The organism is Pseudomonas sp. GL-RE-29 (assembly GCF_019947275.1).
GTDB lineage: Bacteria > Pseudomonadota > Gammaproteobacteria > Pseudomonadales > Pseudomonadaceae > Aquipseudomonas > Aquipseudomonas fluorescens_A.
This window is the reverse complement of the sequence record NZ_JAGYGD010000018.1, coordinates 52,986-77,883: the sequence shown is the minus strand read 5'-3', so window position 1 is coordinate 77,883 and position 24,898 is coordinate 52,986. Positions and strand designations below refer to the sequence as shown.

At 57.6% G+C, this 24,898-nt stretch carries 23 protein-coding genes and 2 tRNA genes; 3 read left to right on the top strand and 22 right to left on the bottom strand.

Annotation, left to right across the window (positions count from 1 at the left end):
* Positions 1-25: 25 nt before the first annotated feature.
* The 10 genes from nusA to rlmE all read right to left on the bottom strand — a co-directional run bounded on the left by nusA (position 26) and on the right by rlmE (position 8,600).
* Complete coding sequence (gene nusA / locus KGB21_RS16400; RefSeq protein WP_007900474.1) at positions 26-1,507, bottom strand: transcription termination factor NusA; 1,482 nt, start codon at positions 1,505-1,507, stop codon at positions 26-28.
* A gap of 47 nt (positions 1,508-1,554) precedes the next feature.
* Positions 1,555-2,013, bottom strand: a complete 459-nt coding sequence (rimP, locus tag KGB21_RS16395) for a ribosome maturation factor RimP (protein ID WP_007973115.1) — start codon at positions 2,011-2,013, stop codon at positions 1,555-1,557.
* Between the two features lie 138 nt (positions 2,014-2,151).
* Positions 2,152-2,228: transfer RNA gene (locus KGB21_RS16390), tRNA-Met, on the bottom strand.
* A gap of 97 nt (positions 2,229-2,325) precedes the next feature.
* Positions 2,326-2,411, bottom strand: a tRNA-Leu gene (locus KGB21_RS16385).
* A gap of 22 nt (positions 2,412-2,433) precedes the next feature.
* Complete coding sequence (gene secG / locus KGB21_RS16380) at positions 2,434-2,817, bottom strand: preprotein translocase subunit SecG (protein ID WP_034148334.1); 384 nt, start codon at positions 2,815-2,817, stop codon at positions 2,434-2,436.
* Between the two features lie 4 nt (positions 2,818-2,821).
* Positions 2,822-3,577 carry a triose-phosphate isomerase gene (gene tpiA, locus KGB21_RS16375; protein WP_223505807.1) on the bottom strand — a complete coding sequence of 252 codons (756 nt, stop codon included), beginning with the start codon at positions 3,575-3,577 and terminating at the stop codon, positions 2,822-2,824.
* Positions 3,578-3,643: 66 nt separating this feature from the next.
* Positions 3,644-4,981, bottom strand: coding sequence for a phosphoglucosamine mutase (gene glmM, locus KGB21_RS16370; RefSeq protein WP_223505805.1), 1,338 nt, complete (start codon positions 4,979-4,981; stop codon positions 3,644-3,646).
* Between the two features lie 16 nt (positions 4,982-4,997).
* Entirely contained in the window at positions 4,998-5,849 is an 852-nt protein-coding gene (gene folP / locus KGB21_RS16365) for a dihydropteroate synthase (RefSeq protein WP_034148337.1), read from the bottom strand.
* A gap of 8 nt (positions 5,850-5,857) precedes the next feature.
* Positions 5,858-7,768 (bottom strand): ATP-dependent zinc metalloprotease FtsH, encoded by a 1,911-nt coding sequence (ftsH, locus tag KGB21_RS16360; protein ID WP_034148338.1) that lies wholly within the window; start codon positions 7,766-7,768, stop codon positions 5,858-5,860.
* Between the two features lie 202 nt (positions 7,769-7,970).
* The gene (gene rlmE, locus KGB21_RS16355) at positions 7,971-8,600 is read right to left on the bottom strand and encodes a 23S rRNA (uridine(2552)-2'-O)-methyltransferase RlmE (protein WP_034148339.1); all 630 of its coding nucleotides are present in this window, start codon (positions 8,598-8,600) and stop codon (positions 7,971-7,973) included.
* A gap of 101 nt (positions 8,601-8,701) precedes the next feature.
* Between rlmE and KGB21_RS16350 the strand changes: the two genes are divergently transcribed.
* Positions 8,702-9,010: a YhbY family RNA-binding protein gene (locus KGB21_RS16350; RefSeq protein ID WP_007942889.1), complete on the top strand. Its 309-nt coding sequence runs from the start codon at positions 8,702-8,704 to the stop codon at positions 9,008-9,010.
* Positions 9,011-9,019: 9 nt separating this feature from the next.
* On the opposite strand, the gene KGB21_RS16345 is transcribed toward KGB21_RS16350, so the two are convergent.
* The 8 genes from KGB21_RS16345 to grpE form a co-directional block, all read right to left on the bottom strand.
* Positions 9,020-9,424, bottom strand: a complete 405-nt coding sequence (locus KGB21_RS16345) for a hypothetical protein (protein WP_034148340.1) — start codon at positions 9,422-9,424, stop codon at positions 9,020-9,022.
* 28 nt (positions 9,425-9,452) lie between these two features.
* Positions 9,453-9,929, bottom strand: a complete 477-nt coding sequence (greA, locus tag KGB21_RS16340) for a transcription elongation factor GreA (protein ID WP_034148383.1) — start codon at positions 9,927-9,929, stop codon at positions 9,453-9,455.
* A 2-nt stretch (positions 9,930-9,931) separates the two neighbouring features.
* Positions 9,932-13,153, bottom strand: coding sequence for a carbamoyl-phosphate synthase large subunit (gene carB, locus KGB21_RS16335; RefSeq protein WP_034148341.1), 3,222 nt, complete (start codon positions 13,151-13,153; stop codon positions 9,932-9,934).
* Between the two features lie 118 nt (positions 13,154-13,271).
* Positions 13,272-14,408: a glutamine-hydrolyzing carbamoyl-phosphate synthase small subunit gene (gene carA / locus KGB21_RS16330; protein ID WP_034148342.1), complete on the bottom strand. Its 1,137-nt coding sequence runs from the start codon at positions 14,406-14,408 to the stop codon at positions 13,272-13,274.
* Between the two features lie 259 nt (positions 14,409-14,667).
* The gene (gene dapB, locus KGB21_RS16325; RefSeq protein ID WP_034148343.1) at positions 14,668-15,471 is read right to left on the bottom strand and encodes a 4-hydroxy-tetrahydrodipicolinate reductase; all 804 of its coding nucleotides are present in this window, start codon (positions 15,469-15,471) and stop codon (positions 14,668-14,670) included.
* A gap of 10 nt (positions 15,472-15,481) precedes the next feature.
* The gene (gene dnaJ, locus KGB21_RS16320; RefSeq protein WP_223505803.1) at positions 15,482-16,606 is read right to left on the bottom strand and encodes a molecular chaperone DnaJ; all 1,125 of its coding nucleotides are present in this window, start codon (positions 16,604-16,606) and stop codon (positions 15,482-15,484) included.
* A gap of 297 nt (positions 16,607-16,903) precedes the next feature.
* On the bottom strand, positions 16,904-18,820 hold the full coding sequence (dnaK, locus tag KGB21_RS16315; RefSeq protein WP_223505800.1) for a molecular chaperone DnaK: 1,917 nt from the start codon (positions 18,818-18,820) through the stop codon (positions 16,904-16,906).
* A 102-nt stretch (positions 18,821-18,922) separates the two neighbouring features.
* Entirely contained in the window at positions 18,923-19,489 is a 567-nt protein-coding gene (grpE, locus tag KGB21_RS16310; protein WP_034148346.1) for a nucleotide exchange factor GrpE, read from the bottom strand.
* 241 nt (positions 19,490-19,730) lie between these two features.
* On the opposite strand from grpE, the gene recN reads away from it, so the two are divergent.
* Positions 19,731-21,413 (top strand): DNA repair protein RecN, encoded by a 1,683-nt coding sequence (gene recN / locus KGB21_RS16305; RefSeq protein WP_223505798.1) that lies wholly within the window; start codon positions 19,731-19,733, stop codon positions 21,411-21,413.
* A gap of 178 nt (positions 21,414-21,591) precedes the next feature.
* On the opposite strand, the gene fur is transcribed toward recN, so the two are convergent.
* Complete coding sequence (gene fur / locus KGB21_RS16300; protein WP_003197684.1) at positions 21,592-21,996, bottom strand: ferric iron uptake transcriptional regulator; 405 nt, start codon at positions 21,994-21,996, stop codon at positions 21,592-21,594.
* A gap of 97 nt (positions 21,997-22,093) precedes the next feature.
* Here fur and KGB21_RS16295 point away from each other — a divergent pair, with 97 nt between their 5' ends.
* Entirely contained in the window at positions 22,094-22,621 is a 528-nt protein-coding gene (locus KGB21_RS16295; protein ID WP_034148348.1) for an outer membrane protein assembly factor BamE, read from the top strand.
* 59 nt (positions 22,622-22,680) lie between these two features.
* Here the strand turns inward: KGB21_RS16295 and KGB21_RS16290 are convergent, their stop codons facing one another.
* Genes KGB21_RS16290 through KGB21_RS16280 form a run of 3 tightly spaced genes read right to left on the bottom strand, consistent with a single transcriptional unit; the run spans position 22,681 to position 24,833 of the window.
* A complete protein-coding gene (locus KGB21_RS16290; RefSeq protein WP_034148349.1) occupies positions 22,681-22,995 on the bottom strand; it encodes an RnfH family protein in 315 nt (104 codons plus the stop codon).
* Positions 22,988-23,422: a type II toxin-antitoxin system RatA family toxin gene (locus KGB21_RS16285; RefSeq protein ID WP_034148350.1), complete on the bottom strand. Its 435-nt coding sequence runs from the start codon at positions 23,420-23,422 to the stop codon at positions 22,988-22,990. The genes KGB21_RS16290 and KGB21_RS16285 overlap by 8 nt, the downstream gene beginning before the upstream one ends.
* Before the next feature lie 7 nt (positions 23,423-23,429).
* Positions 23,430-24,833: a sodium-dependent transporter gene (locus KGB21_RS16280; protein ID WP_223505796.1), complete on the bottom strand. Its 1,404-nt coding sequence runs from the start codon at positions 24,831-24,833 to the stop codon at positions 23,430-23,432.
* Positions 24,834-24,898 lie beyond the last annotated feature (65 nt).

Here is a 24,898-nt window from a genome sequence, read left to right as displayed (position 1 = left end):
ACTTCTCTCCTCAGGCCGCGCCTAATTACTCGAACCAGTGGGCTCGGGCGGCCATGATCAACTTGCCGGCACGATCATCGTCAATGCCGTCGATGTCGAGCAGGTCGTCAATAGACTGCTCGGCCAGGTCTTCGCGGGTAATTACGCCGCGCACCGCCAGTTCCATCGCCAAATCCTTGTCCATACCCTCAAGCGAGAGCAGGTCTTCGGCCGGATGGGCGTCTGCCAGCTTTTCCTCAGTAGCGATGGCTTTGGTCAACAAACGATCCTTGGCACGAGCGCGAAGCTCGTTGACGGTTTCTTCGTCAAAGCCGTCGATGTTGAGCATTTCTTCCAACGGTACGTAGGCAATCTCTTCCAGGCTGGTGAAGCCTTCATCTACCAGCACCTGAGCCAAATCTTCGTCGACTTCCAGCTCGTCGATGAAGTTGCGCAGGATGTCGCCGGTTTCTGCTTGCTGCTTAGCCTGGATGTCCGATTCGGTCATCACGTTCAGGGTCCAGCCAGTCAACTGGCTAGCCAGACGCACGTTCTGACCACCGCGACCAATGGCCTGAGCCAGATTGTCTGCGCCAACGGCGATGTCCATTGCATGGGCATCTTCGTCAACGATAATTGCCGCAACCTCAGCCGGGGACATGGCGTTGATCACGAACTGAGCCGGGTTGTCGTCCCACAGGACGATATCAACACGCTCACCGCCCAACTCACCCGACACTGCCTGGACGCGCGAACCGCGCATACCGATGCAAGCGCCCTGCGGGTCGATGCGTTTGTCCTTGGAGCGGACGGCGATCTTGGCGCGCGAACCCGGATCACGGGACGCAGCCATTACTTCGATCAGGCCTTCAGCAATTTCCGGCACTTCGATGCGGAACAACTCGATCAGCATTTCCGGCGCGGTACGCGACAGGATCAGCTGCGGGCCGCGGTTCTCAGTGCGGATTTCCTTGAGCAGCGCACGCAGACGCACGCCAACCCGGAAGGTTTCGCGAGAAATGATGTCTTCACGGGCCAGCAACGCTTCGGCGTTGTTGCCCAGATCAACGATCACGTTGTCGCGGGTCACTTTCTTCACGGTGCCGGAGATGATTTCACCCAGGCGCTCGCGGTAAGCGTCAACAACCTGAGCGCGCTCGGCTTCGCGAACTTTCTGCACGATGACTTGCTTGGCAGTCTGTGCAGCGATACGGCCGAATTCGATGGACTCGATTTTCTCTTCGACAACATCGCCAACCTTGGCGCCAGGATGCGTTTCGGCAACCTTGCTCGGCCAGGTTTCGATGGCCGGATCGTCCAGGTCTGCCTCTTCGACGACCGTCCAGCGACGGAAGGTCTCGTAAGCACCGGTGTGGCGGTTAATTTCCACACGCAGATCAACTTCGTCCTCGAAACGCTTTTTGGTAGCAGTGGCCAGAGCCAGCTCCAGCGCTTCAAAAATCACGTTTGCCGGTACGCCCTTTTCATTGGATACCGACTCAACAACCAGCAGTACTTCTTTGCTCATCGTACGCCTCGCCTTTCGCAAGCCATTGGATCCGCGGGATCCGCGTCTCAGTCAAAACTGGGAATAATGTTGGCCTTGTCGATCATATCGATCGGCAACAGGAACTCATGGTCTTCTACCTGCACCACGACATCCTGCTCTTCTACACCGCGCAGAAGGCCCTGAAAGTTGCGTCGACCTTCAAAAGGCGAGCGCAGCTTGATCTTCACTTGTTCACCGGCAAATTTTGCAAACTGCTCAAGAGTGAACAGCGGGCGTTCCATGCCAGGCGAGGAAACTTCAAGGGTGTATTCAACGGAAATTGGATCTTCAACATCCAGCACACCGCTGATCTGACGGCTGACAATGGCGCAATCGTCCACCAGCACGCCGCCCTCTTTATCGATATAAACGCGCAACATTGAGTGGCGACCTTGAGCCGAAAACTCAATACCCCAGCATTCATAGCCTAGGGCCACGACCACCGGGGCCAGCAAGGCCTGCAACTCTTCTAGCTTGCTCGACACCTGAACCCCCTCGTGCATGTATGTGCATGCTATGCAAAATAAAAAAATGGGCGAAACGCCCATCCTTGAAACGCCGTCGAACAGCGGCGTTGAAAGTGTCCAGCTAACAAAAAGCCCCTTAAAAGGGGCTCCTTAAACTGGTTGCGGGGGCCGGATTTGAACCGACGACCTTCGGGTTATGAGCCCGACGAGCTACCAGACTGCTCCACCCCGCGACAAAGCTGGGGCGGAAGTATACGACCGATCCCCTACAGGGTCAATGTAACCTTCCACCTGCAAGAAAGCCCGCAACAGCGGGCTCTCCTGACTAATTGGTACCGAGAAGGGGACTCGAACCCCTACACCCTATGGGCACAACCACCTCAAGGTTGCGTGTCTACCAATTCCACCACCTCGGCAATACTACGTTTGAAACCCTTCTTACTTCTGCTCTTGAGCTGGAGGCACGTCAGTCGCTGGAGTAGCCGACTTTTGCTCTTGAAGCACCGGAACATCATCAGAAGCCGGTTGTTGCTTTGGAACTTCCAACACTGCTGGATTTGGGAGACCTACTTGAGTCAGCTGGTGAGCTTTCTCTTTAGCAAAGTAACCTAACCCTAAGCTGGTTATGAAGAAACCTGCGGCAAGTATAGCAGTAAACTTACTAAGAAAGGTAGCAGAACCTTGGCTTCCGAATACAGTATTTGAAGCACCTGCTCCGAAAGACGCGCCAGCGTCCGCACCTTTACCCTGCTGCAGCAATACGAGAGCTACTACGCCCAATGCACCCAGCAGATGAAAAACGACTACGACTGTTTCCAGCATTTTTTCAGTTTCCCGCGGCGCGAATGATCGCACCGAACTCATCTGCATTCAGGGAAGCTCCACCAATGAGCCCCCCATCGATATCCGGCATGCCGAACAGTTCGACCGCATTGGCCGCCTTCACGCTGCCGCCGTATAGAAGCCGCACACCTTGTGCGACTTCAGAATTCTTTTCCGCCAACTGTGCGCGAATGGCTCCATGCACATCCTGCGCTTGTTGCGGCGAAGCAGTCAGCCCGGTGCCAATGGCCCAGACCGGCTCGTAAGCAATTACTGCATTGGCGAATGCCTCGACACCCAACTCGCCCATGATACTGCCCAGCTGACGCGAGACAACCTCAAGAGTCTTACCGGCTTCACGCTGCTCAAGGGTCTCCCCAATACACAACACCGGAATCAAGCCGCCTGCCTGTGCCGCTGCGAACTTGCGGATCAGCATCTCATCTTGCTCGCCCATTATCTGGCGGCGCTCAGAGTGCCCGACAAGCACCAGGGAACAACCTGCATCCACCAACTGACTCGGAGAAACCTCACCGGTCAATGCACCTTGCCCGGATTCCACCGCAGAGTTCTGCGCGCCGACCGAAATCGACTTTCCTTTCAAGCCATCAATCGCTTGATTGATATGCAGGCAAGGCGGGAATACCGCGACATCAACACCGCTCGGCAACGCCAAACGACTAAGGCCGTTGATCAGCTCAGCGACGCTGGCGCGGGTACCGTGCATCTTCCAGTTACCAGCTACCATAGGGCGACGCATGCTGTACCTCGTCGGTCAAAGTGGGCGCAGATGTTACCCAACACAATCATGGCTGGCAAGCCGAATTCAGGCAGAAACTTCAGTAACCAGTTTTGCCAGCTCTTCGGCGTAGCCGCGAACCTGTGTTTCGTCTTCGCCTTCAACCATCACGCGTACCAACGGCTCTGTTCCGGACTTGCGCAAGAGCACGCGCCCGCGACCCGCCATGGCCTTGGTCACGCGCTCGCTCGCCTCCTTGACCGATGGATGATCAAGGGGGCTTGCACCACCGCCGAAGCGCACATTAATCAACACCTGCGGGCACTTGCGCAACGCCTGACGCGTTTGAGCCAACCCTTCTGAGCGAGTTTTCAGCGCTAACAGCACTTGAAGCGCAGCGATGATCGCATCACCGGTAGTGGTGTGGTTGAAACAAACGATATGACCCGAGTTCTCACCACCTACCAACCAGTTGCGCTCCAACAACTCAGCGATCACATAACGATCACCGACATTGGCGCGGACAAATGGAATCGCCAGATCCGCCAAGGCCAGCTCCAGGCCCAGGTTACTCATCAGCGTACCGACTACACCACCCTGCAACTTGCCCTGCTCGTGCAGATCGCGAGCAATGATGAACAACAACTCATCACCATCGACAATGACGCCGGTGTGATCAACCATCAGGACACGGTCGCCATCACCATCGAATGCGATACCCAGATCAGCGTGCTCAGCCAGAACAGCAGCCTGCAGCTGCCCCATGTGAGTCGAACCGCAGTTGTCATTGATGTTCAATCCGTTAGGCTGCGCGGACAGGACTACTACATCGGCCCCCAGCTCACGGAATACGCTAGGCGCCACCTTGTACGTTGCACCATGGGCGCAGTCGATGACGATCTTCAAACCCGAAAAGCTGGTGCCGGTTGGCACACTACTTTTGCAGAATTCAATATAACGACCCGAGGCGTCGTTGATTCGCGAGACCTTGCCGATCTTACTCGACTCGACCACGGTCATCGGCGTGTCGAGCAGTTCTTCGATCATGTGCTCGATTTCATCCGGAAGCTTGGTTCCCTTGCCGGAGAAAAACTTGATGCCGTTATCGTCATGTGGATTGTGCGAGGCACTGATCACAATGCCGGCTTCGGCATGAAAAGTACGCGTCAGGTAGGCGATGGCGGGTGTCGGCATCGGGCCCAGAAGCATTACGTCGGCGCCGGCCGACGTTAGCCCAGCCTCAAGTGCCGATTCAAACATATATCCAGAGATGCGAGTGTCCTTGCCTACCAGCACCTTGCATGCGCCCATTTTGCGGAACGCCATGCCTGCGGCCCAACCGAGCTTGAGCATGAAATCAGGAGTAATCGGGTACTCACCGACCCGACCACGAATGCCGTCGGTGCCAAAGTATTTCTTAGTCATAGGTACTCCATCATTCTTATTCGGCTGATTCCACTGCGGCAATCATCCTCACCACATCGACTGTTTCAGCAACATCGTGGACGCGCAATATACGCGCACCCTTCTGTGATGCCAGCGCTGCGAGAGCGAGACCGCCATACAAGCGCTCATCCACCGGGCGATTCAGTGCCTGACCTATCATGCTCTTTCGCGAAACCCCGACCAACAGGGGACGCCCAAAGACATGCAAGGCTTCCATATGTTTGAACAAGCTTAAATTGTGCTGCAGGGTTTTAGCGAAGCCAAAGCCCGGATCGAGGATGATCCGCTCAGCCGGAATACCTGCTGACGCGCACTGAGCCATACGTTCGGCAAGAAACTCAGCCACCTCTTTCGTAACGTCCTGGTAGTGCGGATTATCCTGCATATCGCCCGGCTCACCGAGCATGTGCATCAGACAGACGGGCAGCCCTGTTGCCGCTGCCGCATCCAGAGCGCCGTCGCGACGCAGTGCACGCACGTCGTTGATCAACCCGGCTCCCAGCCGCGCAGTTTCGCGCATGACGGCTGGCGTGGAAGTATCAACCGATATAATCACATCCAATTCGCGGTTAATCCGCTCGACGATCGGCGCTACACGCTCAAGCTCCTCAAGCGGCGACACTGCCCTGGCGCCTGGCCGTGTCGACTCTCCGCCGACATCAATCAGCGTCGCGCCAGCCGCCACCATTGCTTCAGCATGACGCAAGGCTGCATCAAGCTGGCTGTACTGGCCACCGTCGGAAAAGGAATCGGGAGTGACATTGAGAATGCCCATGACATGCGTCTGGGCCAAATCAAGAACCCGGTTGCCGCAAGGCAACCGGGTCGAGGACTGAACAGAAGTCATTTCAAACCTTAAACGTCAGCAGCGGGACCGCCGATAGGTGTTTCCGGACGCTCATCCTGTACTGCTGGAGGTGTACCGGATGTACCAGTGCCACCAGACCAGTCGCGAGGTTCGCGAGGTGTACGTCCAGCCATGATGTCGTCGATCTGCTCGGCATCAATGGTTTCATACTTCATAAGGGCATCAGCCATGGCGTCGAGCTTGTCACGGTTGTCCGTGAGGATCTGCTTGGCCGTGCCGTAGCACTGATCAATGATGCTGCGCACCTCGGAGTCGATCAGCTTGGCTGTCTCACCAGAGAAGCTCGCACTCTGACCACCGCCGCCGCGACCGAGGAACACTTCACCCTCTTCTTCGGCGTACATCAACGGACCGAGTTTCTCGGACAGGCCCCACTTGGTCACCATGTTCCGCGCAATCTGGCTGGCACGCATGATGTCGTTGGATGCACCGGTGGTGACACCATCGAAGCCCAGGGTCATTTCTTCAGCGATACGGCCACCGTACAGCGAGCAGATCTGGCTGATCAACGCACGCTTGGACAGGCTGTAGCGATCTTCTTCTGGCAGGAACATGGTCACACCCAGCGCACGACCGCGCGGGATGATCGATACCTTGTAAACCGGATCATGCTCAGGCACGACGCGACCAACGATAGCGTGGCCCGCCTCGTGGTAAGCGGTGTTCTGTTTTTCTTTCTCGGACATCACCATGGATTTGCGCTCGGCGCCCATCATGATCTTGTCTTTCGCCAGTTCGAACTCTTTCATCTCGACGATGCGTTTGCCGGCACGAGCAGCGAACAGCGACGCTTCGTTGACCAGGTTGGCCAGGTCGGCACCGGAGAAGCCAGGCGTACCACGAGCGATCACTGCCGGAGCGACGTCGTCACCCATTGGCACTTTGCGCATGTGGACCTTGAGAATCTGTTCGCGACCGCGGATATCCGGCAGACCCACCACAACCTGACGGTCGAAACGCCCCGGACGCAGCAGCGCAGGGTCGAGTACGTCTGGACGGTTGGTCGCGGCAATCACGATGATGCCATCGTTCATTTCGAAGCCATCCATCTCAACCAGCAACTGGTTGAGAGTCTGCTCGCGCTCGTCATGACCGCCGCCCATGCCGGCGCCACGATGGCGACCAACGGCGTCGATTTCGTCGATGAAGATGATGCAGGGGGCGTGCTTCTTGGCCTGCTCAAACATATCGCGAACACGGCTGGCACCCACACCGACGAACATTTCGACGAAGTCGGAACCGGAAATGGTGAAGAACGGCACTTTGGCTTCGCCTGCAATCGCCTTGGCGAGCAAGGTTTTACCGGTACCCGGAGGACCGACCATCAGCACGCCACGAGGAATGCGACCGCCCAGGCGTTGGAACTTGCCCGGATCGCGCAGGAACTCGACCAGTTCTCCGACTTCTTCCTTGGCTTCGTCGCAACCGGCAACGTCAGCCAGGGTGGTTTTCACCTGATCTTCGGAGAGCAGGCGTGCCTTGCTCTTGCCAAAGCTCATCGGGCCACCTTTGCCACCAGCACCGCCCTGCATCTGCCGCATGAAGAACATGAATACGGCGATAATTACCAGGATCGGGAAGCTTGCGACCAGGAGTTGGGTCCAGATGCTTTGCTGTTCAGGTTGCTTGCCTTCGACCACGACATGGTTATCCACCAGGTCGCCGATCAGACCGTTGTCCTGAATTGCCGGACGAATGGTCTTGAAGCTGTCGCCATCGTTGCGCTTGCCGGTAATGACGTAGCCATCAACAGCTACGCGCTCGACCTTGCCATCCTTGACCTGCTGGATGAAGTCGGAGTAGTTGAGGGTCTGCGGCTCGTTAGGGCTGGAGAAGTTGTTCATCACCGTCACCAGGACTGCCGCGATGATCAACCACAGGATCAGATTCTTTGCCATATCGTTCAATTAACTACCCTCTGAAGCAAGCGCCGCTGGTGGCGCGCGCTCCGCATGATATTCACCGGCCTAACTTACTACATTACCTACAACACTGGCAGGCGCCGTCTGTAACCCTTTGTGAAACACTTTCTACACAATATTCGCTTATGCACGCGAGGCGAAATACGAAAAACCTATCACCCCGCCTAAAAACCTCGTTTTATTCGCTGCGACCGCGATAGCCCCAAGCCAGCATGTACTGCTCGCGGGAGCTGCCACGAGAGGAGTCCGGTTTGATCATCTGGATCTTGTCGAACTTCTTGCGAGCGTCCTTCAGGTAAACATCGAAACCTTCGCCCTGAAAAATCTTGATTACGAAATTACCACCCGGCTTGAGAATCCGCTCCGCCAAATCAAGTGCCAGCTCGCACAGAAACATGGCTTTCGGCATGTCCACTTCAGGCGTACCACTCATATTGGGGGCCATATCGGAAATCACAAGGTCCACCTGCGAATTACCGACGGCCTCAAGGATTTGGGCCAGCACTTCGTCCTGAGTGAAGTCACCCTGAATGAAAGTCACGTCCGGGATGCTGTCCATTTCCAGGATGTCCGAGGCGATCAGACGCCCCTGACCACCAATCAGCCGGCTAGTGACCTGCGACCAGCCACCGGGCGCCGCACCCAGGTCGACAACGCTCATGCCCGGACGGATCAGCTTGTATTTCTCCTGGACCTCCAGAAGTTTGTAACTCGCACGCGAGCGGTATCCATCCTTCTGCGCCTGCTTCACATAGGGATCATTGACATGTCTTTTCAGCCAACCAAGGCTTGTCTTGGAACGCGCCATTGGGCACCTCGATGATAAGGGTCGTGATTAGTTGGGCGGATCCACGAACCCTCGGGTAAAATGGCCGCCATTTTACAGAATCCAGACGAAAGGGTCAGATTATGCCGCTCACTCAAGAGCAGAAGAAACAGTACAAATCCATTGGCCACCATCTGAAACCGGTTTTGATTGTGGCTGACAACGGTTTGACTGAAGGTGTGTTAGCCGAACTTGAACGCGCATTGGCGGATCACGAGCTGATCAAAATCAAGCTCAACATCCTGGATCGCGAATCCCGCCTGGCGTCCATTGCAGAACTCTGCAAGGTCGGCAAAGCGGACCTGGTTCAAGTCATCGGCAAGATGGCACTGATTTACCGCAAGAACTTCAGCGTCAACAAGCAGCTGTCGAACGTCCATCGCTTCAAGTGATGGCAAGGGTCAAGGGTGTGCTTCGCGCACCCTGCCACTCCATCCCGGCACTGGCTGCAACACCAGCACCAACCCGGAAAAGCCCAGAATCAGATAGCTGAATACCTGCCAACGCACCGCTTCCGGCCAGCCAATCCGCGCTGCGAAGTACATCGCACACGCATACAGCGCCATCAATAGCAGTTGCCCGCGAATATCCCGCCATAGACTGGCAAGGCCCTCGGCCTGAACCAGCACCAAAACCTGAAATACCACACACGCTGCGGCGAATCCCACCATCAGCGCATCCAGCATGCCTGCAATTTCTTCGATCAGCAGCGGCGCCAGGCCAATTCGGCCCAGCACCGGCAGCAGACCGATATGTAACAGCCACAGGCCGCCAACCCATAACATCTGAGTCAGTTGCCAAAGCATGGCGCCCGCACGAAGCGGGCGCCTGCGTTTAGATGTGGCGAACTTCGACAATCTCGTACTCGATAACGCCACCAGGCGTTTTCACGGCAACCACATCACCCTCTTCCTTGGCAATCAAGGCGCGGGCCAATGGCGAACCCACCGAAATCTTGCCGAGTTTGAAGTCCGCCTCATCCTCACCCACGATGTGGTAAGTGACGCGCTCATCAGTCTCGACGTTGGCGATTTCAACGGTGGTGCCGAAAATCACTTTGCCGGTGTGAGGAATAGTCGTGACATCAATGATGACCTGATTCTGAATCCGGCCTTCGATGTCACGAATACGCGCCTCAACCATACCCTGCTGCTCGCGAGCAGCGTGGTATTCGGCGTTTTCCTTCAAGTCACCCAACTCACGAGCCGTACCGATGTCCTGGCTGAGCTTCGGACGGACGACTTTGGTCAGGTGAGTGTGCTCCTCTTCCAGGGCGCGAGCGCCCTGAACGGTCATTGGGTACTTCGTTATGCTCATGCCTTCAATCCTGCGTGTAGATCCTGCAAGCGGCGCACGGTCTTCTCGGGACCGAACTTCAGCGCTTCGCATATAGCTTCGCCAGCAGCAATGGTGGTAGTGCAGTAGATCTTGTGCTGCAGAGCGTTGCGACGAATGGAGTACGAATCAGCGATCGATTGACGACCTTCGGTGGTGTTGATGATCAGGGTGACTTCGTCATTCTTGATCATGTCGACCACGTGTGGACGACCCTCGGTCACCTTGTTCACGCGGCGCACTTTCAGGCCTGCGGCTTCGATCAGCTTGGCAGTACCGGCAGTGGCGACCACTTCGAAGCCCAAGTTGATCAGATCACGGGCCACGCCTGCAACCAGCGGCTTGTCATCGTCGCGCACACTGATGAACGCGGTACCGCCGGTCGGCAGCACTTCGCTGGCACCCATCTGAGCCTTGGCGAACGCTTCACCGAAGGTGTCGCCCACGCCCATCACTTCACCGGTGGACTTCATCTCTGGGCCGAGGATCGGGTCAACACCAGGGAATTTGGCGAATGGGAACACCGCCTCTTTCACGCTGTAGAAGTTAGGAATGATTTCCTTGGTGAAACCGATTTCCTTCAGGGTTTTACCGGCCATGACGCGAGCCGCGATCATTGCCAGGGAAACACCGATGCACTTGGACACGAAAGGCACGGTACGCGAGGCACGCGGGTTGACTTCGATGACGTAGATGTCGTCGCCTTGCAGCGCCAACTGAACGTTCATCAGGCCGACCACGCCCAGCTCCAGGGCCATCTTCTTGACCTGGTCACGCATCTCGTCCTGGATGTGCGCAGGCAGCGAGTACGGCGGCAGCGAGCATGCGGAGTCACCGGAGTGAACGCCGGCCTGCTCGATGTGCTGCATGATTGCGCCGATGACAACGTCTTTACCGTCGCAGACCGCATCCACGTCCATTTCGATGGCGCAGTTGAGGAAGTGGTCCAGCAGCACCGGGCTGTCGTTGGACACTTGAACCGCTTCACGCAGGTAGCGCTTGAGTTCTTCTTCTTCGTAAACGATTTCCATCGCACGGCCGCCCAATACATAAGACGGACGCACCACCAGCGGGTAACCGATCTTGCTGGCGGCACGAATCGCTTCGTCTTCGCTGCGCACGGTGGCGTTTGGCGGCTGACGCAGATTCAGGCGCTGAACCATCTGCTGGAAGCGCTCACGGTCTTCGGCACGGTCGATGGCGTCAGGGCTGGTGCCGATGATCGGCACGCCAGCGGCTTCCAGGGCGCGAGCCAGTTTCAGCGGGGTCTGGCCGCCGTACTGGACGATGACGCCTTTTGGCTTCTCGACGCGGACGATTTCCAGCACGTCTTCCAGGGTCACTGGTTCGAAGTACAAGCGATCGGACGTGTCGTAGTCGGTAGAAACGGTTTCCGGGTTGCAGTTGACCATGATGGTCTCGTAACCGTCATCGCGCAGCGCCAGTGCCGCGTGTACACAGCAGTAGTCGAACTCGATGCCCTGGCCGATACGGTTCGGACCGCCGCCCAGGATCATGATCTTGTCGCGACCCGATGGCGCGGCTTCGCACTCTTCTTCGTACGTCGAGTACAGGTAAGCGGTGTCGGTGGCGAACTCGGCGGCGCAGGTGTCGACGCGCTTGTAGACCGGGAAGATTTCCAGTTTGTGACGGTGAGCACGCAGGCTCTTCTCGGTCACACCCAGCAGTTTGGCCAGGCGCATATCGGAGAAGCCTTTGCGCTTGAGGCGGAACATCAGGTCGCGGTCGATGCTGGTCAGACCCAGGGTCTTGACCTTCTCTTCGTCCTTGATCAGATCTTCCATCTGCACCAGGAACCAAGGATCGATCATGGTCATGCCGAAGATGTCTTCAACGCTCATGCCGGCGCGCATCGCGTCCGCCACGTACCAGATACGCTCGGCACCCGGTACGGTCAGCTCGCGCTTGAGCACGCTCATGCTTTCCGGGTTAGCCAGATCAACTTTTTCGTCCAGACCGCAAACACCGACTTCCAGACCGCGCAAAGCTTTCTGCAGGGATTCCTGGAAAGTACGGCCGATAGCCATGACTTCACCGACCGACTTCATCTGAGTGGTCAGGCGCGCGTCAGCCTTGGCGAATTTCTCGAAGGCGAAGCGTGGCAGCTTGGTGACGACGTAGTCGATGGACGGCTCGAAGGACGCCGGGGTCTTGCCGCCGGTGATGTCGTTCGACAGTTCGTCGAGGGTGTAACCCACAGCCAGTTTGGCCGCGACCTTGGCGATCGGGAAACCGGTGGCTTTCGAAGCCAGGGCCGAGGAACGGGATACACGCGGGTTCATCTCGATCACGACCATGCGGCCGGTGTTCGGGCAGATGCCGAACTGAACGTTGGAACCACCGGTTTCCACGCCGATCTCGCGCAGTACCGCCAGGGAGGCGTTACGCAGGATCTGGTATTCCTTGTCGGTCAGGGTTTGTGCAGGAGCCACGGTGATCGAGTCACCGGTGTGCACGCCCATCGGGTCAAAGTTTTCGATCGAGCAAACGATGATGCAGTTGTCCTTCTTATCGCGGACTACCTCCATCTCGTACTCTTTCCAGCCGATCAGGGATTCGTCGATCAGCAGCTCTTTGGTTGGCGACAGGTCCAGACCACGGGCGCAGATTTCTTCGAACTCTTCACGGTTGTAAGCGATACCGCCACCGGTGCCGCCCATGGTGAAGGACGGACGGATGATGCATGGGAAGCCGAGCTTCTCGAGGACCGCGTTGGCCTCTTCCATGCTGTGGGCGATGCCGGAACGCGGGCACGCCAGGCCGATGGATTTCATCGCCTTGTCGAAACGCGAACGGTCTTCAGCCTTGTCGATGGTGTCGGCGTTGGCACCGATCATCTCTACGCCGAACTTCTCCAGTACGCCTTCGCGCTCCAGGTCCAGGGCGCAGTTCAGAGCAGTCTGGCCGCCCATGGTTGGCAGCAGTGCGTCAGGACGTTCTTTTTCGATGATCTTGGCAACGGTCTGCCACTTGATCGGTTCGATGTAGGTGGCGTCAGCCATGGCCGGGTCGGTCATGATAGTAGCCGGGTTGGAGTTCACCAGGATGACGCGGTAGCCCTCTTCGCGCAGGGCTTTACAGGCCTGGGCGCCGGAGTAGTCGAATTCGCAGGCCTGGCCGATAACGATCGGGCCAGCGCCGAGAATCAGGATGCTTTTAATGTCTGTACGTTTTGGCATGGGTTTGTCACTCAAATCCGCAGGTCAGTCGGCAAGCCGTCTTGTTCAATCTCTGAAGACTTGAGGGGGTCGCCGGTGTCGGGACCGCCCTCAAGCTTTGCTACATCAGGGCGAGCGATCAGCGTCGCTTGGCCATCTCGTTGATGAAGCGATCGAACAAAGGCGCTACGTCGTTCGGGCCAGGGCTGGCTTCCGGGTGACCCTGGAAGCTGAAGGCGCTCTTGTCGGTACGCTCGATGCCTTGCAGTGTGCCGTCGAACAGCGATTTGTGGATCGCGCGAACGTTGGCTGGCAGGGTCGCTTCGTCTACCGCGAAACCGTGATTCTGACTGGTGATCATTACGACGCCAGTGTCCAGGTCCTGGACCGGGTGGTTGGCACCGTGGTGGCCGTGACCCATTTTCAGGGTCTTGGCGCCGGAAGCCAGGGCCAACAATTGGTGACCGAGGCAGATACCGAATACCGGGATCTCGGTTTCCAGCACATCCTTGATCGCCTGGATCGCGTAGTCGCAAGGCTCCGGATCGCCGGGGCCGTTGGACAGGAACACGCCGTCCGGCTTCAGCGCCAGTACATCGGCAGCAGGGGTCTGAGCAGGCACCACGGTGACGCGGCAGCCGCGCTCAACCAGCATGCGCAGGATGTTCACTTTGACGCCGTAGTCGTAGGCAACTACGTGGTACGGCAACTCGGAAGCCTCGATGGTCGCGTGGCTGTCGGTTTTCAGATCCCAGACAGTCGAGCGCCATTCGTAGGTGTCTTTGGTGCTGACGACTTTGGCCAGGTCCATGCCTTTCAGGCCAGGGAAACCCTGGGCGGCGGCGATGGCGGCTTCTTCGGAAATGTTGTCACCGGCCATGATGCAGCCGTTCTGTGCGCCTTTTTCACGCAGGATGCGCGTCAGGCGACGGGTGTCGATACCGGCGATGGCCACAACATTGTTGGCCTTCAGGTAGTCGGACAGGGACATCGTGTTACGCCAGTTGCTCGCAACCAGTGGCAGGTCACGAATGACCAGGCCAGCCGACCAGACACGGTTGGACTCGGCGTCTTCCGGCGTAGTGCCGGTGTTGCCGATGTGCGGGTAAGTCAGGGTAACGATCTGTTGGGCGTAGGAAGGATCGGTAAGGATTTCCTGATAGCCGGTCATTGCGGTGTTGAACACCACCTCACCAACGGTTTGACCGTCGGCTCCAATGGCTTCGCCGCGAAAAATGCTGCCATCAGCAAGGGCGAGTATGGCTGGCTTAGTCAAGAAGACCTCCCGTAAATAAAGCCTGAAAGGGCGATCGCAGGTTGTAAAAAAGCGGAGTGACGTATGGACACGTCACCCCGCTTCTTCACTGAATTATTCTGCGCGCTTTTAGTGGACACACTAAAGCTGTAGCTTACAGAAAAAGGCATTTTTGGTCTACCGCCAATGAGCCTTAAAGGCTGGAGAATGCGACAGGACGTCGCTTGGCGGAATAAAACCGGGCTCAAACGCTGTGCGCGAGCCCGATTTCGGGTGCATCTTAACGCAGGTCGAGCACGTCTTGCATGTCGTAAAGACCAGGCTCGCGCCCGTCCAGCCACAATGCAGCACGCACCGCACCCTTGGCGAAGGTCATGCGACTGGAAGCCTTGTGAGTGATCTCGACACGTTCACCGTCGGCGGCGAACAGCACGGTATGATCACCGACGATGTCGCCAGCACGCACAGTGGCGAAACCGATCGTCTCGCGATCACGAGCACCGGTCTGACCCTCACGACCATAAACCGCAACCTTCTTCAGGTCGCGCCCCAGGGCATCAGCAATCACTTCGCCCATGCGCACGGCCGTACCGGACGGCGCATCGACTTTATGCCGATGGTGAGCTTCCATGATCTCGATATCGACATCATCACCCAGCACGCGAGCAGCGGTGTCGAGCAGCTTCAGGCACAGGTTTACACCCACGCTGAAGTTGGCCGCGAAGACGATCGGAATATCCTTGCCCGCTTCCGCCAGCAACTGCTTCTCTTCAACGCTGAAGCCGGTAGTTCCGATGATCATCGCCTTGTTGTGCTTACGGCAGAAGGCGAGGTTCTTCAGGGTCACGGTCGGATGCGTGAAGTCGATCAGCACGTCGAACTCGTCAACTACACGATCAAGATCACCAGACAGCGGCACGCCAATACGGCCCAGCGCAGCCAGTTCACCGGCATCCGCGCCGACCAGCGTACTGTCAGGACGATCGACCGCAGCGGTCAGACCGGCGCCCGGCGCTTGCTGAACGGCTTCGATCAGGGTTTTGCCCATGCGCCCGGCGGCGCCCATCACAGCTATACGTCGCATGCCTGCCTCCTTACAAATCGCCGAAGAAGCGCTTCACGCCTTCGAACCAGCCTGTGGTTTTCGGCGAATGGCTGTTGTCGTCCGCCAGCGAGCTGCGGAATTCTTCCAGCATTTCGCGCTGACGACGGCTCAGGTTAACCGGGGTCTCGACCGCCACACGGCACATCAAGTCACCGGCACCGCCACCACGCACTGGCGCAACGCCTTTACCGCGAACGCGGAACTGCTTGCCGGTCTGAGTGCCTTCAGGGATCTTCAGCTTGACCCGACCATCGAGGGTCGGAATCTCCAACTCGCCACCCAGCGCTGCATCAACAAAGCTGATCGGCACTTCGCAGAACAGGTGCTTGCCGTCACGCTGGAAGATCGCGTGCTCGCGCACGTTGATCACCACGTACAGGTCACCAGTCGGACCACCCTGAGCACCCGCCTCGCCCTCGCCGGACAGGCGAATGCGGTCACCGGTATCGACACCGGCCGGCACTTTCACCGACAGAGTCTTGTACTCTTCGATACGGCCTTCGCCATGGCAGGAGTCGCATGGATCGGAAATGATCTTGCCTTGGCCATGGCAGCGCGGGCAGGTCTGCTGCACCGAGAAGAACCCTTGCTGCATGCGCACCTGGCCGATACCGCCACAGGTCGGGCACGTGGACGGCGACGAACCTTTCTTGGCTCCCGAGCCATCGCATGGATTGCAGTTGACCAGCGTCGGAACACGGATATTCACGGTCGTGCCGCGCACCGCTTCTTCCAGGTTCAACTCCAGGGTGTAACGCAGGTCGCTGCCGCGCTGGGCACCGCCACGAGAACCGCCGCGACCGCCACCGAAGAAGTCACTGAAGACATCGCCAAAGATGTCGGAGAAGTTCTGACCACCGAAACCGGCACCGCCGCCACCCATGCTCGGGTCGACACCGGCATGGCCGTACTGGTCGTACGCCGCACGCTTGCTGGAATCGGACAGCACTTCGTAGGCCTCGTTGGCCTCCTTGAACATCTCTTCCGACGCTTTGTCATCGGGATTACGGTCCGGGTGATGCTTCATCGCCAGGCGACGGTAGGCCTTTTTCAGGTCCGCTTCGCTTGAGCCTCGTTCAACACCCAATACTTCGTAATAGTCACGCTTTGCCATAAGTCTTTTGCACTCTTGAGGACGTTCGACAAACCTCTCCTGAGCCTCGTCAAACTCGTTGAGCCCCAATACAGGCCCGGACCCAACTCACGTCAATTCAACGATCCTGGTCTTTGATTCGATCGGCACTTTCGGCCCGGAAAGCAGGAGCATTTCCGGCCATGCCATCAACACGCGAGCGTTGTCGCATGCTGTAAAAATTCGCTAACTCCAGACACGCCAACGCGGGAGCAAGCTCCCGCGCGGCGACATCCTACCAGTCACCGCCGCAAGGCAGTCAACCGGCCGACCAACAACTTACTTGTGGTCTTTGACTTCTTCGAACTCGGCATCAACAACGTCGTCAGCCTTTTCAGCTTTTTCGTCGTGCGGTGCCGCGCCTTCAGCAGGCTGAGCCTGTTCGGCGTACATCTTCTGAGCCACTGGCGCGGAAACCTTCGACAGCTCCTCAACCTTGGCTTCAATAGCGGCCTTGTCGTCGCCTTTTACGGCGGCTTCCAGGGCAACTACAGCGGCTTCGATTGCAGTCTTCTCTTCAGCGCTCACTTTATCGCCAGCATCAGCGACCATTTTGCGCGTCGAGTGAACCAGTGCATCACCCTGGTTACGGGCAGCGGCCAGCTCTTCGAACTTGCGGTCTTCCTCGGCGTTAGCCTCGGCATCACGCACCATGCGCTCGATCTCTTCGTCGGACAGACCGGAGTTGGCCTTGATCACGATCGACTGAGTCTTTCCGGTGGCCTTGTCCTTGGCGCCTACGTGCAGAATGCCGTTGGCGTCGATGTCGAAGGTTACTTCGATTTGTGGCACGCCACGTGGTGCTGGTGGAATCTCGGCCAGGTCGAACTTGCCCAGGGACTTGTTCTGCGCCGCTTGCTTACGCTCACCTTGCAGCACGTGAATGGTCACGGCGCCCTGGTTGTCGTCGGCAGTCGAGAACACTTGCGATTTCTTGGTAGGAATCGTGGTGTTTTTCTCGATCAGCGCGGTCATCACGCCACCCATGGTTTCGATACCCAGGGTCAGCGGGCTGACGTCGAGCAGCAGAACGTCTTTAACGTCACCGGCCAGAACAGCGCCCTGAATGGCAGCACCCATGGCAACGGCTTCGTCCGGGTTCACGTCTTTTCGAGCTTCTTTACCGAAGAACTCGGTAACCAGCTTTTGAACCAGTGGCATACGGGTCTGACCGCCGACCAGGATCACGTCGTTGATTGCGCCAACGTCGATACCGGAGTCTTTCAGAGCGATGCGGCATGGCTCGATGGTGCGTTGAACCAGGTCTTCAACCAGCGCTTCCAGCTTGGCGCGCGAGATCTTCACGTTCAAGTGCTTAGGACCGGTGGCGTCTGCAGTGATGTACGGCAGGTTCACGTCGGTCGACTGAGCGGAAGACAGCTCGATCTTGGCTTTTTCAGCGGCCTCTTTCAGGCGCTGCATGGCCAGCGGATCACCCTTGAGGTTCATGCCGCTTTCTTTCTTGAATTCGTCAACGAGGTAGTCGATCAGACGAATGTCAAAGTCTTCACCACCCAGGAAGGTGTCGCCGTTGGTGGCCAACACTTCAAACTGGTGCTCGCCATCGACTTCAGCGATTTCGATCACGGAAACGTCGAAAGTACCGCCACCCAGGTCATAAACGATCACGGTGTGATCGCCCTTGGCCTTGTCCATACCGTAAGCCAGAGCGGCTGCGGTTGGTTCGTTGATGATACGTTTTACGTCCAGGCCCGCGATGCGGCCGGCGTCTTTGGTGGCTTGACGCTGGCTGTCGTTGAAGTAGGCCGGAACGGTGATCACCGCTTCGGTCACTGGCTCGCCGAGGTAGTCTTCGGCGGTCTTCTTCATTTTCTTCAGAATTTCAGCCGAGATTTGTGGCGGCGCCATTTTCTGGCCGTTCACTTCAACCCAAGCGTCGCCGTTGTCAGCCTTGGAGATCTTGTAAGGCACCATCTGGATGTCTTTCTGTACAACTTCTTCTTCAAAGCGACGACCGATCAGACGCTTCACCGCATACAGGGTGTTGTGCGGATTGGTCACCGCCTGACGCTTGGCCGACTGGCCAACCAGGATTTCGCCATCGTTGGCGTAAGCGATGATCGACGGCGTGGTACGCGCGCCTTCGGCGTTTTCGATTACTTTGGCTACGCCGTTTTCAAGTACGGAGACGCAGGAGTTGGTAGTCCCCAGGTCGATACCGATAATTTTGCCCATGTTCACTCTCCCGAAACTTTGGATTTGGTTGCCGCAGCAGTGGTGGCTAACTGCGGTAGCACTTAAACGCTTGACTTCTAAATGGGGGCCTTGCGGCTAATTTCAAGCCTGCTCATCAATCGAAGGCGAAACTGGCGCAGGCGCCTTGCTGACCACGACCATCGCCGGGCGCAGCAGGCGACCATTGAGCTGGTAGCCCTTCTGGAACACCTTGAGCACGCTGTTCGGCTCGAGGTCAGCACTTTCCTGCATGGCCATTGCCTGATGAAGAACGGCGTTGAACGGTTCGCCATGCGGATCGATCGCTTCCAGCTGATAACGCTTCAGGGTGTCCTGGAACATTTTCAGGGTCAGTTCGATCCCTTCGCGCATCGGACGGATGCTCTCGTCATCCGGGTTCGACAACTCCAGGCCGCGCTCGAGGCTGTCGATGATCGGCAGCAAGTCGCTAGCGAATTTTTCCAGCGCGAATTTGTGAGCCTTTTCCACGTCCTGCTCGGCGCGACGGCGGACGTTCTGCAGATCGGCAGCTACACGCAAAGCCTGATCCTGCGCGCCTGCCAGTTGCTCTTCGAGCACTTGTACACGAGCCGCCAGATCATCACCCGAAGCCTGGGGAGCCTGATCGGCGTCTAGATTTTGCGTATCCACTGTCTGTTCGTCAGCCATAGAATTCTCCTTTCAATATCGTCCGCGAGCTCAACTCGCGCTTCTGCCCAGCTATATGGGGCCGCAAAATCCGGCTTCAAGGGGTGCCTACGCATTAACCCTACAAAAAACACCTGCATTGTCATTGCGGGGCGCACTAAGGATTTCGTCGGATCAAGCCAATCGAGCTAACGAGGGGCATTGTCAGCCAGAAACAAAACACTGTATAAATAACCAGACCTAAAGCCTGGGAGCGGCCTTTATGCTGGTGCACCTGTCCGTACACAACTACGCCATCGTTGAACATCTCGATCTCGAACTCGATCGCGGAATGAGCGTGATCACGGGGGAAACCGGCGCCGGCAAGTCGATCATGCTCGACGCCTTGGGCCTGACGCTGGGCGATCGCGCCGACAGCGGCGTGGTCCGCCCCGGCGCAGACAAGGCCGACATCCTGGCGACTTTCGACCTGGCGGACATTCCTGAGGCCAGCGTTTGGCTGGCCGAGCGCGATCTTGAGAACGATGGCCCGTGCATCCTGCGCCGGGTGATCACTGCTGAAGGGAGATCGCGCGGATATATCAACGGCACGCCCTGCCCGCTTGGCGACCTCAAGGCATTGGGCGAGCTGCTTATCGATATCCACAGCCAGCATGAACACCAATCCCTGCTCAAGACCGATACCCATCGGCGCCTGCTCGACGAGTATGCCGGCGCTACGGACCTCGCTCGCCAGGTGCAACTGGCCGCCCAACGCTGGCGCCAGACGCACCAGGAGCTGGAGCGGCTTTCCAACTCCGGTGATGAACAGCGCGCGCGCCATCAATTGCTCAGCTATCAGCTTGAAGAACTGGAAAATCTCGGCCTCGGCGAAAACGAACTGGAGCAGCTGGAACAGGAACACAAGAACCTGACCAATGCTGAAACCTTGCTGGGTATCTGCCGACAAGTCGTCGAGCAATGCAGCGAAAGTGATTCCGGCAATGTGCTGAACGCCCTGACTGCCAGCCTCAATCGCCTGTCGAGCGTGAACAGCTCGATTGGTGCGCTTGGCGAAGCCAGCAGCTTGCTGACCAGCGCGCAGATCCAGGTTGAAGAAGCCGTGGGTGAGCTGAACCGCTTCCTGGATAACTTCGACGCAGACCCGGCCCGCCTTCAATACCTGGAAGAGCGCCTCGACGCGATCTACACCATGGCCCGCAAGCACCGCATCCAGCCGACCGAGGTCGCCGAGATGCAACAGCGGTTGCTGGATGAAATCGAAACCCTGAATGCCAACGATGAATCCATCGAGCGACTGAGTGATGAGCTGGCGTCTTACGCCCGTCATTATCAGGAGAAGGCTCGGGAGTTGAGCGACCTGCGCCACCAAGCTTCCAGCAGCCTAGCCAGCGCCGTGGAACAGGAAATCCAGCGCCTTGGCATGCCCGGCGGGCGTTTTGCCATTGAACTGCGACCGAACAGCAGCAATGAATTGCTACCGAACGGACTTGAACAGGTAGAGCTGTTGGTCAGTGCCAACCCGGGGCAGCCTTTAAAAGCGCTGGCGAAGGTGGCATCGGGTGGCGAACTGTCGCGAATCAGCCTGGCCATCCAGGTCATCACTGCACAAACCTCCCGCGTCCCAACCCTGGTGTTCGACGAAGTGGACGTAGGTATCGGCGGCCCCACCGCCGAGATCGTCGGCCAGTTGCTGCGTCGACTAGGGGAGCGCGGACAGGTTCTGACAGTAACGCACTTGCCACAGGTGGCGGCGCAGGGACATCAGCATTTGTTTGTACATAAAGTGCGCGGCGAGGATGCCACTCGTACGGCCGTCTCCAAACTCAGCAAGAACGATCGCGTCGAAGAGGTGGCGCGAATGCTGGGCGGCATCGATCTGACCAAGGAGTCCCTGGCTCACGCCAAGAAAATGGTGGTGGCGGCAAAAGCTTTGGGATCGTGAAACGCGTGTATGCAGGAGCCGGCTTGCTGGCGATGGCTACACCGCGGTCAACCTGCTCCTACGAGTTATCGTTAACGACCATCGCCAGCAAGCCGGCTCCTACATCAGGCAAAAAGCACAAAGGCGACCCTGAGGTCGCCTTTGTTCGTTTCGCGAACCTTGCGTTCGCGCGACATGCTTACTTTTTCTTGCGTACGTACAGCACCAGATTGTGATCAACCATCTCGAAACCGTACTTGTCGACGATGGCTTTCTGCAGGCGCTCGATTTCTTCGTCGAAGAATTCGATCACTTCGCTGGTTTCGACGTTGACCATATGGTCGTGATGCTTGCCGTCGTCCAGTTCGAAGACCGCATGGCCTCCGTCGAAGTTGTGCCGCACCACAAGCCCAGCTGCCTCGAACTGAGTCAGTACACGGTAAACCGTGGCCAGACCGACGTCCTCGCCAGCCTCCATCAGTGCCTTGTAGACATCCTCGGCACTCATGTGGCGTTGCTCGGCGGAATCGAGCATTTGCAGAATTTTGACCCGTGGAAGGGTCACTTTGAGGCCGGCTTTGCGTAGTTCGCTATTTTCAACCATGGTCAGCTTTCTCGCGATGCTGCTTCGCAGCTTCTCTTAATGCGGGTATGATCGGCGTTTACGTTGTCCCAGCCAAGATAGTGGAAGTCGCCCACCGATGCAAAACACCAAGCTCTTGCTAACCAGTTTCACCTTTGTGGGACTGCTCGCACTCGCCGGTTGTTCATTCCCCGGGGTTTACAAAATCGACATCCAGCAGGGCAATGTCGTCACGCAGGACATGATAGACCAGTTACGCCCGGGAATGACCCGTAAGCAAGTAAGGTTTATCATGGGCAACCCTCTGCTGACTGACACGTTCCATGCCGATCGCTGGGATTATCTGTACAGCCTGCAACCGGGTGGCGGTGAACGCCAACAAGAACGCATTAGCGTTATCTTCAACCCAAATGACCAGCTTGTCAGCCTCTCTGGTGATTTCATGCCCGGCGTGAGCCGCGACGAAGCCATTCTCGGCAAGGACAGTGGCACGACAGTGACCGCTCCTGCAGAAAACGTCGAGAAGCCGAAGCCGGAAAAACCGGTCAAGCCAGGTTCGTTGCTGGATCAGATCCAGAAGGACGTGGACGGCGTAGAAACCGTTCCAGTCCCGACACCAGAACCGTTGGACACCTCGCCGCAATAATTTGCGACGCAATAAAAAACCCGGCGTGCCGGGTTTTTTATTGCCTGGTGATTGGCGACTTATTGATTGCGCGCCTTCGCCTCGGCAGCCTTGGCCGCCCGCAACCGGCGAATCTCTTTGGGATCGGCCAGCAAAGGTCGATAAATCTCGATGCGATCCCCCGATCGAACCAAATGACTGTCGGGATCGACGACTACCTTCCCGAAGATCCCCACCGTGCACCGGGCCACATCCAGCTCAGGAAATGCCTGGCTTATCCCGGATTTCAGCAACACCCCTCGAACGGTCGTCCCTGCTGGCACCACCACCGGCAAAAGCACCTGGCGATCAACGGCGGCATACACCACCTCAATCTCAATCAACGCATCAACCATGTATTTGCTTGGCCCGCTGGCAGAAAGCATCCATCAGCGTATTGGCCGCCTGATTGAACAATGGCCCCAAGGTCGCGCGAACAATCGGCCCAGCGTAATCGAACGAAAGGTCCAGGCTGATCTTGCAAGCCTTATCGGTCAACGCTTTGAACACCCAGACGCCATGCAACTGAGTGAATGGCCCCTCTTCGAGATTCATCTCGATCGACTGTCCGGGAACCAGGGTATTACGCGTCACGAAATGCTGACTGAGTCCGCCCTTGGCCACACCCACGCTGGCCCGCATATGCTCAGGAGAGCTTTCGAGCACTTCGGCCGTTGAACACCACGGCAGGAATTCCGGATAGCGGGCCACGTCGTTGACCAGGTCGTACAGCGCTTGTGCCGGATACGGCAGCAGGGCAGAACGTGCAATGTGTGTCGTCATGTAAGCGTCACTTCCACAGCTGGGCGGCAAACACTACAAGAATGCCGATGGGCGCCACATAGCGCATCAAGAACAAAGACAGGGCGAACAACAGGGGATTGCGGATCGACAGTTCGTCGCGCACCGCATCACGACCCATCACCCAGCCTGCAAACACCACGAAACACAAACCACCGAGTGGCAACATGATTCGCGAGGTAAAGAAATCGATCACACCAAAGAAATCCAGGCCGCCGGTCGCGCCCCATTGGTAGAGGTGGAACAAACCGCCTTCGTTCACGAAGAACTTCGCCTCCTTCCAGATATTGAAGGAGAACACGGTGCCCAAGCCAACAAACCAGCAGGTGAACGCCAACCAGAACGTAACCCAGGCCCGGCTCACCTTCGTGCGCTCGACCAGGTACGCCACCATCGGTTCCAGTAGCGAAATAGCCGAACTCCAGGCTGCAATCGCGACCAGCACAAAGAACACTACGCCCATCAACTGTCCGAGCGCTACGTTACCAAAGGCAAAGGGCAGGCTCACGAACATCAGGCCTGGGCCTTCGCTTGGGTTCAGGCCCGCGGCGAACACAATCGGAAACAGTGCCAGGCCGGCCACCAGGGAAACGAAGGTATCGAGCAGCGCCACACCGACGATGGTGCCTGAGATCGACGAAGTCTTCGGCATATAAGCGCCGTAGATCATGATCGAGCCGACGCCCACACTCAGGGAAAAGAACGCATGCCCCATCGCCGGCAGCAACCCGCCGAGGACTTTTTCCGGCTGGAAGTCGAACATGAAATGCACGCCCTCCATGAAATGGCCGGTGGTCATGCTGTAGCCCAGCAACACCAGCACCATCACGAACAGCAGCGGCATCATGATTCGCAGACTGCGCTCAAGCCCGGCGACCACGCCTTTGGCGATCACCACCGCCGACAGCAGCATAAAAATTGTGTGCCAGAGTGTCAGGCGCCATGGATCGGCGATCACATTACCGAAGTACGCGCCCACCTGATCGGGCGTCGCCCCCTGGAAGTCGCCCCGCCCCATGTCGATGATGTAGTCCAGCGACCAGCCGCCAACGACACTGTAGAAAGACAGAATCAGCAATGCCGTGATCATCCCGGCAAACGCGCCCCAGGACCATTTACCTGAATGCCCCGCCTCCAGCGCCAACACCTTCAGGGCATTGGCCGGGCTCTGCCGGGCGCGCCGACCGATCAGGGTTTCCGCCAGCATCACCGGCACACCGATCAGCGCGATACAGGCCAGGAACATCAGCACGAAAGCGCCGCCGCCATATACGCCGACCATGTACGGGAACTTCCAGATACTACCCAGACCCACGGCCGAACCGGTCGCGGCGAGTATGAAGACCCAGCGGCTAGCCCAACTACCGTGGACTGAAACCTTGTCTGTCGACATCGTTGTCACGTCCAACCGTTCAAAAAAGAGCGCGCATTGTCCGGGATTCAATCAACCTGCTCAAG

Excerpts from the sequence above, each read along its gene's own strand:
- nusA (WP_007900474.1), bottom strand. The coding sequence starts at position 1,507 with ATGAGCAAAGAAGTACTGCTGGTTGTTGAGTCGGTATCCAATGAAAAG.
- secG (WP_034148334.1), bottom strand. The coding sequence starts at position 2,817 with ATGCTGGAAACAGTCGTAGTCGTTTTTCATCTGCTGGGTGCATTGGGC.
- tpiA (WP_223505807.1), bottom strand. The coding sequence starts at position 3,577 with ATGCGTCGCCCTATGGTAGCTGGTAACTGGAAGATGCACGGTACCCGC.
- glmM (WP_223505805.1), bottom strand. The coding sequence starts at position 4,981 with ATGACTAAGAAATACTTTGGCACCGACGGCATTCGTGGTCGGGTCGGT.
- folP (WP_034148337.1), bottom strand. The coding sequence starts at position 5,849 with ATGACTTCTGTTCAGTCCTCGACCCGGTTGCCTTGCGGCAACCGGGTT.
- ftsH (WP_034148338.1), bottom strand. The coding sequence starts at position 7,768 with ATGGCAAAGAATCTGATCCTGTGGTTGATCATCGCGGCAGTCCTGGTG.
- rlmE (WP_034148339.1), bottom strand. The coding sequence starts at position 8,600 with ATGGCGCGTTCCAAGACAAGCCTTGGTTGGCTGAAAAGACATGTCAAT.
- KGB21_RS16350 (WP_007942889.1), top strand. The coding sequence starts at position 8,702 with ATGCCGCTCACTCAAGAGCAGAAGAAACAGTACAAATCCATTGGCCAC.
- KGB21_RS16345 (WP_034148340.1), bottom strand. The coding sequence starts at position 9,424 with ATGCTTTGGCAACTGACTCAGATGTTATGGGTTGGCGGCCTGTGGCTG.
- carB (WP_034148341.1), bottom strand. The coding sequence starts at position 13,153 with ATGCCAAAACGTACAGACATTAAAAGCATCCTGATTCTCGGCGCTGGC.
- dapB (WP_034148343.1), bottom strand. The coding sequence starts at position 15,471 with ATGCGACGTATAGCTGTGATGGGCGCCGCCGGGCGCATGGGCAAAACC.
- dnaJ (WP_223505803.1), bottom strand. The coding sequence starts at position 16,606 with ATGGCAAAGCGTGACTATTACGAAGTATTGGGTGTTGAACGAGGCTCA.
- dnaK (WP_223505800.1), bottom strand. The coding sequence starts at position 18,820 with ATGGGCAAAATTATCGGTATCGACCTGGGGACTACCAACTCCTGCGTC.
- grpE (WP_034148346.1), bottom strand. The coding sequence starts at position 19,489 with ATGGCTGACGAACAGACAGTGGATACGCAAAATCTAGACGCCGATCAG.
- recN (WP_223505798.1), top strand. The coding sequence starts at position 19,731 with ATGCTGGTGCACCTGTCCGTACACAACTACGCCATCGTTGAACATCTC.
- fur (WP_003197684.1), bottom strand. The coding sequence starts at position 21,996 with ATGGTTGAAAATAGCGAACTACGCAAAGCCGGCCTCAAAGTGACCCTT.
- KGB21_RS16295 (WP_034148348.1), top strand. The coding sequence starts at position 22,094 with ATGCAAAACACCAAGCTCTTGCTAACCAGTTTCACCTTTGTGGGACTG.
- KGB21_RS16290 (WP_034148349.1), bottom strand. The coding sequence starts at position 22,995 with ATGGTTGATGCGTTGATTGAGATTGAGGTGGTGTATGCCGCCGTTGAT.
- KGB21_RS16285 (WP_034148350.1), bottom strand. The coding sequence starts at position 23,422 with ATGACGACACACATTGCACGTTCTGCCCTGCTGCCGTATCCGGCACAA.
- KGB21_RS16280 (WP_223505796.1), bottom strand. The coding sequence starts at position 24,833 with ATGTCGACAGACAAGGTTTCAGTCCACGGTAGTTGGGCTAGCCGCTGG.